Source organism: Streptomyces sp. NPDC001985 (assembly GCF_040296845.1).
Classification (GTDB): Bacteria; Actinomycetota; Actinomycetes; order Streptomycetales; family Streptomycetaceae; genus Streptomyces.
This window is the reverse complement of record NZ_JBEOYB010000020.1, coordinates 96,907-109,938: the sequence shown is the minus strand read 5'-3', so window position 1 is coordinate 109,938 and position 13,032 is coordinate 96,907. Positions and strand designations below refer to the sequence as shown.

The window sequence follows — 13,032 nt, the reverse complement described above, 5'->3', positions numbered from 1 at the left end:
CTCCCCTTCGGGCACGGCCTTTCCCCTGGTGTGGCGCCTGTTCTACCCCCCCACCCCCTCGTTTGCGGTTTTGTCTTCCCCCCCCCGCCCGCGCGGGCCCCCCCCCCCCCCCCCCGCGGCTGGTTCAGGGATTGCGGTATCGAGGGGCCGGAGTCAGTCCTCGAAGGTGACGCTCTTGAGGTCGGTCCACTTGCCGTTCTTGACCGTGTAGACGCTGAGCTGCTTGTTGGTGGTGTCGCCGAACTCGTCGAAGGAGACCTGGCCGGTCACGCCCGAGAAGGAGACCTTGCCCATCGCCTCGGTGACCTTGGCGCGGGCGTCGCTCGGCAGCTTGCCGTCGTTCGCCGCGACCACGGCCTTGACGGCCTGGATGATCGACCAGGCGGCGTCGTAGGAGTAGCCGCCGTAGGAGGCGTACGGGTCCTTGTAGCCGCCGGCCGCGTAGTCCGCGACGAACTTCTTGGCGGTGTCCAGCTTCTCGATCGGGTAGCCGACGGCGGTGGAGAGGTCACCGTCGTTGGACTCGCCCGAGGCGCTGATGTAGGCGGGGTCGTACATGCCGTCGCCGCCCATGGTCGGAACCTTCGCCCCGGCCTTCTTGATCTGGTCGGCGAGGAGGCCGCCCTCCGGGTACTGGCCGCCGAAGTAGACCGAGTCCGCGCCGTCCGCCTTGACCTTGTCGGCGGTGCTGGAGAAGTCGGTCTCCTTCACCGTCACATGGTCGGTGCCGACCACCTTGCCGCCGAGGCGCTTGAACTCGGCGGTGAAGATCGCGGCGAGGCCGGCGCCATAGGTCTGCTTGTCGTCGACGACGAAGACCTTTCTCTTCTTCGCGTCGTTGTAGAGGTACTGCGCGGCGAACTTGCCCTGGATCACGTCCGTGGTGGCGGTGCGGAAGAAGGTCTTGAAGGGCCGCTTCTTCTCGTCCTTGCCCCAGTCGTCGCCCTGGGTCAGCGCCGGATTGGTGCTGGCCGGGGAGACCAGGGTGAGGCCGGCCTTGTCGAAGTCGCCCTGCATCGACTGCGCGACACCCGAGTTCATGGGCCCGACCGCGCCGAGCACATCCTTGTCCGCCACCAGCTTCTGGGCGTTCGCCTGCCCCGACGCCGGGACCGCCTGGTCGTCGAAGGCCTTTATCCTGAACTCGACGCCGGGGACCTCGTTGTTCTTGTTCGCGGTCTTGACCGCGAGGTCCACGGAGTTCTTGATGCCCTGGCCGATCGCGGAGAGGGAGCCCGTGAGCGGGCCGTCCATACCGATGACCACGGTGGTCTTCCCGCTGTCGCCGTCGGAGCCCTTGTCGTCGTCGCGCGATCCGCAGGCGGTGAGAGTGAGTGCTCCCGTGGTGACCACGGCGGTGAGCATGAGCAAGGAACGGTTGCGCACGATAAGTCCTTTCCCTGGCGCGGCCCCTCCCCTGAGGTGCCGTTTGGTCGCCGGGCCGTACGGAGGTACAGGGCCGTGCTGACAGCGCCCGGCGGCGCGGTGACTGGCCGTGACTCTAAGCGCAGCGACTGGAGCGGGGCACTACGGATGTCAGGATGTGACGTTCTTGTTATGCCACGGCCAAATCCCGACGGCTGGAGTGGGGCGGATCGGGCGTTGCGCCATTTCAAACCTCTGTTCAAAACGCCTGAACTCCCAGTTCCACTAAGGGCCTTCAGTGGATCTTGGTACTGACACCCCGGAGTGCGCGCACGTCGGGCGGAAGGGGGCGGGGGAGGGTTCGGAGGTGGTCGGGTCTCCCGCGCGCGATTCCGCGACGACTACGGGGAGTTATTTTTCGGGCGCCCGCTCCGATGGCCGCCGATCCCCGGGAGCGCTCCCGGAACCGGCTCCGGGCACTCCGCGCAAGGGAGGGGACAAGAGGATCATGAGAAGGGCCTCCGGCGGCCGGTTCGCGCCATGGAGATCTGCTGAAGCGTATGTCAGAGCATTACGTTCGGTGATCTACCGCTGAGGGGCGGCTGACCACCGCTGCCGTGCTGCGCTGGGCGAACGGTCCGGCGAAACGGAGCCGGGCCCGTTCCGTCGCGCCGGTTCCGGGCGGGGCTTTCCGGCCGCGTCCGCCCGTGTTTTCGGCCGTGTTCGCCCCTCCGGGGGGCGCTCGGGCGGGCCGGACGGGCGGACTTGGTGTGATGGGGCTCCAACCGCACCTTCCAGACGCCGGGGACCCCGCTGATGATCTATGTGGCCTTCGCCTGCCGGATTCTGCTGATCGGGGTCTTTCTGACGGCCGTCGCGGGGAAGGCGCGCAGCCGGACGGCGTTCGCCGCGTTCGAGCGGTCCCTGGCGGGACTGGGGCTCCTGCCCGCGCGGCTGTCGCGCGCGGTCGCGGTTTCGGTGATCGCGGCGGAGTCCGCCACGGTGGTGCTGCTGGTGCCCGCGCCGACCGTGCCCCTGGGGTTCGCCCTGGGCGCGCTGCTGCTGCTCGGCTTCAGCGCGGGCATCGCGCTGGCGCTGCGCCGGGGGCGCCGCGCCCCCTGCCGCTGCTTCGGCGCCTCCGCGGCCCCGCTGGGCCCCGTCCATGTGGTGCGCAATCTGCTGCTGGCCGCCGCGGGCGCCGCCGGGGCCGTCCTGGTGGCCGCCGGGCCGGCGGACGGTTGGCCGCCGCACCCCGGCGGGGCCGCCATCGCCTGTGCCTCGGCGCTGGTCGTGGTGGTGCTGACGGTCCGGCTCGACGATCTCACCGAACTCCTCCGCTGACCGGCCGGCCCCGGCGCCCGCGCCGTCCGGCCCGTGCGTCTCCGGCGGCGGGCGTGGCGGCCCCCCGGACGTGGCGGCCCCCCGGGCGGATCAGCCGGTCGGGGCCCCGGTGCCACTGCCGGTGCCCGCGGGCGCGGCGGGCGCGGCGTCACGGAGCAGACAGGTGAGCCGCGCGGTGCACACCCGCTTCTGCTGCTCATCGGTGATCACGATCTCGTACGTCGCCGTCGTGCGGCCCCGGTGCACCGGGGTGGCCACCCCGGTGACCAGCCCCGAGCGCACGCCCCGGTGGTGGGTGCAGTTGAGGTCCACACCGACGGCGATCCTCCCGCTGCCGCCGTGCAGCATCGACCCGATCGACCCCAGAGTCTCGGCCAGCACGGCGGAGGCGCCGCCGTGCAGCAGTCCGTACGGCTGGGTGTTGCCCTCCACGGGCATGGTGCCGACAACCCGCTCGGCGGAGGCCTCCACCACTCTCAGCCCCAGCCGGCTGCCCAGATGGCCCGCCGAGAAGAGTGCGGGCAGATCCACGCCGAGCGCGGCGTACTCGTCGATGACCTCTTGCGGGAACTTCACAGCGGACTGCTCACCCATGGGGCCCGGCTCCGATCCGATTGCGTGATGTGCGCGTCCCCACCGTCCTATCAGATGCCTGAGCAGACGCTTAGTGACTGCGTCACATTCCCGCCCGGCGAATTGATCACACCCCGGGGCCGGGGCCGCCGGCGCCGGGCCGGGCCGGCTCGAACCGCACCACCACGGACTTGCTCGCCGGGGTGTTGCTGGTGTCCGCGGTGGAGTCCAGCGGCACCAGCACATTGGTCTCCGGGTAGTAGGCCGCCGCGCAGCCGCGGGCGGTCGGGTAGTGCACCACCCGGAACCCGGGTGCCCGCCGCTCCACCCCGTCCTTCCACTCACCGACCAGATCGGTGTACGAGCCGTCGGCGAGGCCCAGCTCCCCGGCGTCCTCCGGGTTCACCAGCACCACCCGCCTGCCGCCCCTGATGCCCCGGTAGCGGTCGTCCAGGCCGTACACCGTGGTGTTGTACTGATCGTGCGAGCGCAGGGTCTGGAGCAGCAGCCGCCCCTCGGGGACCCTCGGGTACTCCACGGGCGCGGCGGTGAAGTTGGCCTTCCCGGTCGCCGTGGGGAAGCGGCGCTCGTCGCGCGGCGCGTGCGGCAGGGCGAAACCGCCCGGGCGGGCGATCTTCGCGTTGAAGTCCTCGAAACCGGGCACCACCCGAGCGATGCGGTCGCGGATCGTCCCGTAGTCCCGTTCGAACTCCTCCCAGGGTGTCGTCGAACCCGGACCGAGCACCGCCCGCGCCAGCCGCGCCACGATCGCCGGCTCGGAGAGCAGCCGGGGACCCGCCGGGGGCAGATTCCCGCGCGAGGCGTGCACCATGCCCATGGAGTCCTCGACGGTCACCACCTGTCGCCCGCCCTCCTGCACGTCCTTGTCGGTGCGCCCCAGGGTGGGCAGGATCAGCGCCCGCCGGCCGGTCACCGCGTGGGAGCGGTTCAGCTTGGTCGAGACATGGACCGTCAGCCGGGCCCGGCGGATCGCCGCCTCGGTCACCTCCGTGTCGGGCGATGCGGCGACGAAATTGCCGCCCATCGCGAAGAAGACCTTCGCGGTGCCATCGCGCAGCGCGCGGATCGACCGCACGACATCCAGACCGTGCCGGCGCGGGGGAGTGAAGTCGAATTCCTTCTCCAGGGCGTCCAGAAAAGCCGCCGAGGGGCGCTCGAAAATGCCCATCGTGCGGTCGCCCTGGACATTCGAGTGCCCGCGCACGGGGCAGACACCGGCGCCGGGGCGGCCGATATTGCCGCGCAGCAGAAGGAAATTGACGATCTCGCGGATGGTGGCCACGGAGTGCTTGTGCTGGGTCAGTCCCATCGCCCAGCACACAATCGTCCGCTCCGACTCCAGCACCATCGCGAGCGCCCGCTCGATGTCGGCTCGGACGAGGCCCGTCGCGGTCAGTGTCTCCGCCCAGTCGGCGGCCCGCGCCGCCGCGCGGAACTCGTCGTACCCGTGGGTGTGGGTGCGCACGAACTCCTCGTCCACCGCCCCCGGGGCGGCGCCGGACGGCCGGTCGCCCCCGACGTCCGCCGCCTCCGCCGTGTCCCCCGCACCCGCCGTGTCCGCCGCCTCCAGGATCAGCTTGTTCAGCAGGCGGAAGAGGGCCTGGTCGCCGCCGATCCGGATCTGGAGGAAGAGATCGTTGAGGGCGACGCCCTTGAGCATCCCGCGCGCCGTCTGCGGATTCCGGAACCGCTCCATCCCCGCCTCGGGCAGCGGGTTGACCGAGATGATCCGCGCGCCGGCGGCCTTGGCCTTCTCCAGCGCCGAGAGCATCCGCGGGTGGTTGGTGCCGGGATTCTGCCCCGCCACGATGATCAGATCCGCCTGGTGCAGATCCTCCAGCGACACACTGCCCTTGCCGACGCCCAGCGTCTCGGTGAGGGCCGAGCCGGAGGACTCGTGGCACATGTTGGAGCAGTCGGGGAGGTTGTTGGTGCCGAACTCGCGGGCGAAGAGCTGGAGCAGGAACGCGGCCTCGTTGCTGGTGCGGCCCGAGGTGTAGAAGAGGGCCTCGTCGGGGGAGTCCAGCGCGGTCAGCTCCTCGGCGATGATCGCGAACGCCCGCTCCCAGGTGATCGCCTCATAGCGGTCGGCGCCCTCCGGCAGATACACGGGCTCGGTGATCCGCCCCTGCTGGCCCAGCCAGTAGCCACTGCGGGCGGCGAGGTCGGCGAGCGGATGCGCGGCGAAGAAATCGGGGGTGACCCGGCGCAGGGTGGCCTCCTCGGCGACCGCCTTCGCGCCGTTCTCGCAGAACTCCGCCGTATGGCGCCGGTCCTCCTCGGGCCACGCGCAGCCCGGGCAGTCGAAACCGTCCTTCTGATTGACCTTGAGCAGGGTCCGGGCGGTCCGCCGCACCCCCATCTGCCGCTGGGCCATCCGCAGCGTGTGCCCGATCGCGGGCAGGCCCGCCGCGGAGTGCTGGACCCCCGAGACCCTGGGCGCGTCCTGGATCGGATCGTCTGCGGGCGGCTTACCGGTCATCGGGCTCTCCTTTGCGGGCGGACACCTGCTCCGGGCGGTCCCCGTCCCCGCACGGACTCTCCCCGTGCGGTCACCGCCGGGGACCCGGCGGCCGCGCGTCCGTACACGCTGCGCGGACGCGCGCGGGCGGCGGAGTGCGAGAAGCCTCCTCCACCCACTGTCGATCCTGTCACGGCCCGCTGACAACGGCTCCGCCGCGGCCGGTGTGGACGGCATTGTCAGTGGTCCGTGGCAGGATCGTCCCCGTGGCTGAGACAGCGTCGAAGAAGACCCCAGACGACAACCGTCCGCGCCTGCTCCTCATGGACGGGCACTCCCTGGCGTACCGGGCGTTCTTCGCGCTGCCCGCGGAGAATTTCTCGACCGCGAGCGGTCAGACGACCAACGCCGTCTACGGCTTCGCGTCGATGCTGGCGAACACGCTGCGCGACGAGGCGCCCACCCATTTCGCGGTGGCCTTCGACGTGTCCCGCAAGACCTGGCGCTCCAAGGACTTCCCCGAGTACAAGGCGAACCGCTCCGCGACCCCCGATGAGTTCAAGGGCCAGGTCGAGCTGATCGGCGAGCTGCTGGACACGATGAACGCCGCCCGTTTCGCGGTCGACGGCTTCGAGGCCGACGACATCATCGCCACCCTCGCCACCGAGGCCGAGGCGGCGGGTTTCGATGTGCTGATCGTCACCGGCGACCGGGATTCCTTCCAGCTCGTCAGCGAGCACACCACCGTGCTCTACCCCACCAAGGGCGTCTCCGAGCTGACCCGCTTCACCCCGGAGAAGGTCCAGGAGAAGTACGGACTCACCCCCGGGCAGTACCCCGACTTCGCCGCCCTGCGCGGCGACCCGTCCGACAACCTCCCCGGCATCCCCGGCGTCGGCGAGAAGACCGCCACGAAGTGGATCAACCAGTTCGGCTCCTTCGCCGAGCTGATCGAGCGGGCCGACGAGGTCAAGGGCAAGGTCGGCCAGTCGCTCCGGGACCACCTGGAAGCCGTCAAGCTCAACCGCCACCTCACCGAGCTGGTGCGCGATGTCGAGCTGCCCAAGTCGGTCGCCGAGCTGGAGCGCGCCCCCTACGACCGCAGCGCGCTGAAGGGCTTCCTGGAGGTCCTGGAGATCCGCAACCCCAGCCTGCGCGACCGTCTGCTCGCCGTCGACCCCGGGGCCCGGGAGGACGAGCCCCCGGTGCCCGACGCCGGAGTCGAGCTGGACGGCACGGTCCTGGCCACCGGCGAGCTGGGCTCCTGGCTGGAGCGCCACGGCGGGCAGCCGCTCGGTGTGGCGACCGTCGCGAGCTGGGCCCTGGGCGTGGGGAGCGTCAGCGAGGTCGCCCTGGCCGCCGCCGGCGGCCCGGCCGCCTGGTTCGACACCACCCGGCTCGACGAGGCCGACGACCGGGCCCTCACCGACTGGCTCGCCGATCCGGCCCGCCCGAAGGTCCTGCACAGCGCCAAGGACGCGCTGCGGGTCTTCCCCGAGCACGGCTGGCACATCGACGGCATCGTGATGGACACCGCGCTCGCCGCCTATCTCGTCAAGCCCGGCCGACGCTCCTTCGCCCTGGACACCCTCTCGATCGAGTACCTCCACCGCGAGCTGGCCCCCGCGGCGGCCGACGGCCAGCTGGCCTTCGGCGCCGACGACGAGCACGCCGAGGCCGATGCCCTGATGGCCCAGGCCCGCGCCGTCCTCGACCTGGGGGACGCCTTCACCGAGCGGCTCGGCGAAGTCGGCGCGGCCGAGCTGCTGCACGACATCGAGCTGCCCACCTCCCTCCTGCTGGCCCGGATGGAGCGCCATGGCATCGCCGCCGACCGCGCCCATCTCGAAACCATGGAGCAACTGTTCGCGGGCGCGGTCCAGCAGGCCGTGAAGGAGGCCCACGCGGCCGTGGGCCACGAGTTCAACCTCGGCTCGCCCAAGCAGCTCCAGGAGGTCTTCTTCGGTGAGCTGAACCTCCCCAAGACCAAGAAGACCAAGACCGGCTACACCACGGACGCCGACGCGCTGGCCTGGCTCGCCACCCGGACCGACCACGAGCTGCCGGTCATCATGCTGCGCCACCGCGAGCAGGCCCGGCTGCGCTCCACCGTCGAGGGTCTGATCAAGACCATCGCGGCGGACGGCCGGATTCACACCACCTTCAGCCAGACCGTGGCCGCGACCGGCCGGCTCTCCTCCACCGACCCGAATCTCCAGAACGTCCCGGTCCGCACCGATGAGGGCCGCGCCATCCGCCGGGGCTTCGTCGTCGGCGAGGGCTTCGAGTCGCTGATGACGGCCGACTACAGCCAGATCGAGCTGCGGGTGATGGCCCATCTCTCCCAGGACGAGGGCCTGCTCCAGGCCTTCACCTCCGGTGAGGACCTGCACAACACCGTGGCGTCCCAGGTGTTCGGCGTCGAGACCTCCGCGGTCGACGCCGAGATGCGCCGCAAGATCAAGGCGATGTCGTACGGACTGGCCTACGGGCTCTCCGCGTTCGGCCTCTCCCAGCAGCTGAACATCGAGGCCGGTGAGGCCCGCGCCCTGATGGACACCTACTTCGAGCGGTTCGGCGGAGTGCGGGACTACCTCCACCATGTGGTCGACGAGGCCCGCGCCTCGGGATACACGGCGACGATGCTCGGCCGCCGCCGCTACCTCCCCGACCTCAACAGCGACAACCGCCAGCGCCGCGAGGCCGCCGAGCGCATGGCGCTGAACGCCCCGATCCAGGGCACCGCGGCGGATATCGTCAAGATCGCGATGCTGAGGGTGGACGGGGCGCTGCGCGAGGCGGAGCTCTCCTCCCGGCTGCTGCTCCAGGTCCATGACGAAATCGTGCTGGAGATCTCCCCGGGCGAGCGCGCGGAGGTCGAGAGGATCGTCCGCCATGAGATGTCGTCGGCGGTCTCGCTGAGCGCTCCGCTCGATGTCTCGGTGGGTGTGGGGCCGGACTGGGAGTCGGCCGCGCACTGACCCGCGCCGTGGATCAGGGTGCCGGAGCGGTCAGACCCGCTCCGGCACCCGCTCCCGCAGCCGCATGACCCCGCCGTACAGCAGCAGTCCCACCGCGAGCCCCGCCCCGGCGCCGAAGCAGGCCGTCGGGATGACGGCGAGCGGTGAGTCCCAGGGCCCGGATCGCTCGTACCAGCGCACACAGCGGTCGACGGCTCCGAGCAGGGCGCAGGCGCCCAGCAGTGCGGCCACCATCCGACGGCCGCGCCGGTCGAGCACGGGCACGGACGGCGGCGGGCCGGAGAGTGAGCGCTCGCGGAGCACGGGCCGGGCGAACCAGCCGATCACCAGCAGCGCCAGCGCCGAGGAGCCGTACTGCGCGATCTGATGGCCGCCGAACCCGGCCACCGACTCATTGAGCACGGGCACCAGCCGGGTGCCCCAGCGTCCGTGGTGGGTGAAGGCGTCCCAGACGACATGGCTGGAGGCGCCGAGCACCGCCGAGAGATAGAAACGCAGCGCGTACCCGGGGGAGAGGTTCCGCCGCCCGCCGTCCAGCCAGGCGTGCACCGGCCCCTGACGGCCGGAGGGGAGCAGGGCCAGCAGGGGGTCGCGGATCAGCAGCCACATCGCCACCAGTGCGGCGGTGATGGCCGCGTCGACGGTGAACAGACCGAGGAGTCCATGGGTGAACCGCCCGAACTCCATCGCGCCCGGCACCGCCGTCGCCGCGAAGAACGTCATATCGGGGGAGAGCGACCCCATGATCAGCGCCGAGGCGACCAGGGGGCCCCGCCCGGTTCCGTCCCTCCGGATACCCGGCAGCACCGCGGCGGCGTGGCTCAGCGTGAAAGGCATACGTCGTGATCCCCCTGTGACGCCTGTTGATTGATTTCGATCTTCCGGGATCGACGCTGCTCAGTATGGGCGATCAAGTCGGATCGGGAGTTCGCACGCATGCGCCATGGCGAACCGGTGAAAGCCGGTCAAGGCCAGGTGTTCCGCGGCCGACGGGTGCCGTAGGGTCACCTGAGGAATCGCCCGTTATCGCACAGGGGAGCGCGGACAGCCGCTTTCGGGGAGGGAAGAAGACGTATGGCAGCCCAATTCGGCCGACGCCTGCGCAAGGGAGCCACCACCACCGCCATCGCGGCCGCCGCTGTCGCGGCGCTCTCCGCCTCACAGGCGCCCGGGATCACCCATGCCACGCTCGGTGGCGGCGACGGCAGCCCGGGACAGGGCGCCGCCGACACCGATCCCGCGTCGACCGACGGCTCCGCCACGGGCAACTCGCCGTATCACACGGATCTCCCGCCGCTGACGACCCCGGACAGACCGGGTAATTCCCCCCATCTCCCGGCCCATGGGCCGTCGGAGTCCGGTATACCGGCGACCGTCCTCTCCGCCTACAAGAAGGCCGAGAAGACCATCTCGGCCTCGGACCCCGGCTGCCATGTCCCCTGGCAGCTGCTCGCCGCCATCGGCAAGGTGGAGTCGGGGCAGGCGCGGGGCGGCAAGGTCGACGGCAACGGCACCACGTACTCCCCGATCCTCGGCCCCGCCCTCAACGGCGTGGGCTTCGCGAACATCTCGGACACCGACAACGGCGCGTACGACAGCGACACCACCTACGACCGCGCCGTCGGCCCGATGCAGTTCATCCCCTCGACCTGGGCCACCTGGGGACAGGACGCCAACGGGGACGGCCGCAAGGACCCCAACAACATCTACGACGCGGCCCTCGCCGCGGGCCGTTACCTCTGCGCCGGTGACCGCGATCTGACGGACGCGGCCGACCTCGACCGGGCGATCCTCTCCTACAACCGGTCCCGCGAGTACCTCCGCACGGTGCTCTCCTGGTTCGAGTTCTACAAGACCGGTACCCACGAGGTGCCCGACGGCACGGGCGAGCTGCCCGACTCCAGCACCCCCGACTCCGCGTCCGGCTCCGGTACGGGTGCCACCGGCTCCACCGGCACCTCCACGGACAACAGGACCAAGTCGGCCGGCTCGGACTCCCCGGCCAAGAGCCCCGGGAAGAAGCCGGCCCCCTCGCCGAAGCCGGAGAAGCCCGGCGGCGGGACCACGGGCAAGCCCACGCCCCCGCCGGCCACCAAGCCGCCCACGACGCCCCCCACCACCCCGCCGGCGCAGGCGCCCGTCACCCGCGTCGAGAACGCGGGCACCGGGAAGCTCACCGCCATGGCCGGACGTGCCTTCGCCGAGAAGGTCACCGTGCGGGTGCGGAACTCGCTGGGCCGCGGCGTCGCCGACCAGTCGGTGCGCTTCGAGATCGTCGGTGCGACGGACACCCGCTTCCAGGGCGGACGCCGGGTCGTCGTCGGCACCACCGGCAAGGACGGCAAGGTCACCGCACCCGCCCTCACCGCGGGCGAGGAGACCGGGAACTTCTCCGTACGGGCCACGGCCCCCGGCCACCGGGTGCCCGCCGCCGAGTTCACCGCGAAGGTCACCCCCCGGGCCGCCGACCGGCTCACCCGAGTCGGGGACGCTCCCCTGACGGCCGCCGCGGGCGCGGAGTTCACGGAGGCCGTCGAGGTCAAGGCCGGCTACCAGGGCGGCATCGCCCCCGGTGTCGGAGTCACCGCCACTCTGATCAAGAGCGATCAGGACCCGGCGGAGAACGACAAGGGCCCCCTCTTCAAGGACGCCGACGGCAAGCCCGTCCGCACCCTCACCGGCCTCACCACCGGCACCGATGGCACGCTCAAGCTCCCGAAGCTCCTCGCGGACGGGGAGCCGGGCACTTTCCTGCTGCGGCTCACCGCCGTCGGCGGTGCCACGGTGACCATCGAGCTGACGGTGACCCCGCCCGCCTCCTCCGCCCCGCCCGCCCCGCCCGCCCCGCCCGCCCCGTCTCCCTCTTCGTCGCCCACGGGCTGATTCCCACCTCCTTCTCCACCCGCCGCCCCTGTGCCGCCACGGCACAGGGGCGGTGCGACGTGTTCTCATCTCGCGGTCCGGTTGCTACGGTGCCCAGCCCTGACGTCGCGTCAGATCCCTCTGGACCCGATTCCCCGGGAGGCCGAGCATGCGTGCCCTCGTCGCCGCCGCCATCGGACTGGCCGCCGCCTTCGCCCTCGTCCTCACCCTCACCGCCGTCGGCTCACCCCCGGGCGAGACCTCCCCCGAACCTCTGCTGACGACCGTCCCCGGCCCCAAGAAGTAGACGGGCCGGCCATGCACCGCCGCGCCGGCCTCGTCCTCCTCGCCCTCGCCGTCTTCTGCGCCGCCCTCTCCCCGCTGCTGCGCTGGTACGCCTTTCCCCGGCTCGCCAAGGTCCCGCCCGGCCAGTACCAGGAGATGGTGCTGGAGGCGAGGCCCGCGACCCTCCTCGACTACAGCACCCTCCGGGCCGAGCAGGTGGAGAAGGTCACCATCGTCCAGACCCTCAAGGGCAATGTGGAGGAGTCGGAGAGGATCGAGCGCACCGCCGGCCGCGATGTCGTCGTCTGGGACGCGCTCTCCCATGTGCAGGGCCCCGACGGCAGGACGGTCTCCCAGATCCCCGAGCGGTATGTCTTCGACGCCCACACCCAGGCCCCGGTGCACGCCCCGGGCGAGATGGTGGACGGGACCCCGGTCCGCCGCGAGGGCATCGAGTTCAAATGGCCCTTCCTCACCGAGAAGCGCGCCCACCTGTACTTCGACGCCCAGACCCGCACCTCCGCCCCCATCCACTACCGGGGCACCCGGGACTTCCGAGGGCTCAGCGTCTACTACTTCGAGCAGACGATCCCCTGGACCAAGGTCCCGTACCCCAGGAAGATGCCCATCCCCGGTATCGACGCCTCCACCCTGGAGAAGAACACCGGCACCACCCGCTGGTACACCACCACCCGCATGTTCTGGGTCGACCCGGTCACCGGGGCCCCGGTCAACGGAGAGGAGATCCACCGGGAGGAACTGCGCGGCGGCACCCTCCTCGGCGGCCGTGACAGGGTCACCGCGTTCGCCGGTCATGTGAAGATGCGCCCCGACTATGTCGACCACACCGTCGAACTGGTCAAGTCCCAGCGGCTGCTGGTGCTCCTGCTGACCTCCTTTCTCCCCTGGGGCCTGCTGCTGTCGGCCGGCGCCCTGCTGACGCTGGCCCTGGTCCTGGAGGCCCGCGGCCGGCGCCCCGGTCCGCCCGCCCCCGAGGGCGAGCCCCCTCCCCCCGCACCCCTCCCTGCCTGAGAACCCCCCCCGGCCCGCACCCCTCCCTGCCTGAGAACCCCCCGGCCCGCACTCCTCCCTGTCTGAACCTCTCCCCTCCCGGCCCCTTCCCCGCCCGCGCCCCTCCCTTCC

9 protein-coding genes are annotated in these 13,032 nt (G+C 71.3%); 5 read left to right on the top strand and 4 right to left on the bottom strand.

The annotated features are described in order from the left end of the window. Positions 1 to 153 precede the first annotated feature (153 nt). Complete coding sequence (locus tag ABT122_RS11970; protein WP_351549179.1) at positions 154 to 1,386, bottom strand: branched-chain amino acid ABC transporter substrate-binding protein; 1,233 nt, start codon at positions 1,384 to 1,386, stop codon at positions 154 to 156. A 795-nt stretch (positions 1,387 to 2,181) separates the two neighbouring features. Between ABT122_RS11970 and ABT122_RS11965 the strand changes: the two genes are divergently transcribed. Continuing rightward, positions 2,182 to 2,706 (top strand): MauE/DoxX family redox-associated membrane protein, encoded by a 525-nt coding sequence (locus ABT122_RS11965; protein ID WP_351549176.1) that lies wholly within the window; start codon positions 2,182 to 2,184, stop codon positions 2,704 to 2,706. 90 nt (positions 2,707 to 2,796) lie between these two features. On the opposite strand, the gene ABT122_RS11960 is transcribed toward ABT122_RS11965, so the two are convergent. Both ABT122_RS11960 and ABT122_RS11955 read right to left on the bottom strand, forming a co-directional pair. Further along, positions 2,797 to 3,300, bottom strand: coding sequence for a PaaI family thioesterase (locus tag ABT122_RS11960; protein WP_351549174.1), 504 nt, complete (start codon positions 3,298 to 3,300; stop codon positions 2,797 to 2,799). A 106-nt stretch (positions 3,301 to 3,406) separates the two neighbouring features. After that, on the bottom strand, positions 3,407 to 5,782 hold the full coding sequence (locus ABT122_RS11955) for an FdhF/YdeP family oxidoreductase (protein WP_351549170.1): 2,376 nt from the start codon (positions 5,780 to 5,782) through the stop codon (positions 3,407 to 3,409). Positions 5,783 to 6,027: 245 nt separating this feature from the next. On the opposite strand from ABT122_RS11955, the gene polA reads away from it, so the two are divergent. Next, positions 6,028 to 8,742 (top strand): DNA polymerase I, encoded by a 2,715-nt coding sequence (gene polA, locus ABT122_RS11950; RefSeq protein ID WP_351549169.1) that lies wholly within the window; start codon positions 6,028 to 6,030, stop codon positions 8,740 to 8,742. A gap of 30 nt (positions 8,743 to 8,772) precedes the next feature. Here the strand turns inward: polA and ABT122_RS11945 are convergent, their stop codons facing one another. After that, a complete protein-coding gene (locus ABT122_RS11945; protein WP_351549165.1) occupies positions 8,773 to 9,579 on the bottom strand; it encodes a DUF4184 family protein in 807 nt (268 codons plus the stop codon). Between the two features lie 237 nt (positions 9,580 to 9,816). Here ABT122_RS11945 and ABT122_RS11940 point away from each other — a divergent pair, with 237 nt between their 5' ends. The 3 genes from ABT122_RS11940 to pgfA all read left to right on the top strand — a co-directional run bounded on the left by ABT122_RS11940 (position 9,817) and on the right by pgfA (position 12,921). Beyond that, positions 9,817 to 11,625, top strand: coding sequence for a lytic transglycosylase domain-containing protein (locus ABT122_RS11940; protein WP_351549162.1), 1,809 nt, complete (start codon positions 9,817 to 9,819; stop codon positions 11,623 to 11,625). Positions 11,626 to 11,773: 148 nt separating this feature from the next. Then, the gene (locus ABT122_RS11935; protein ID WP_351549160.1) at positions 11,774 to 11,911 is read left to right on the top strand and encodes an SPW_0924 family protein; all 138 of its coding nucleotides are present in this window, start codon (positions 11,774 to 11,776) and stop codon (positions 11,909 to 11,911) included. Between the two features lie 11 nt (positions 11,912 to 11,922). Next, positions 11,923 to 12,921 (top strand): cell envelope lipid trafficking protein PgfA, encoded by a 999-nt coding sequence (gene pgfA / locus ABT122_RS11930; protein WP_351549157.1) that lies wholly within the window; start codon positions 11,923 to 11,925, stop codon positions 12,919 to 12,921. The last annotated feature ends 111 nt before the right edge of the window (positions 12,922 to 13,032 follow it).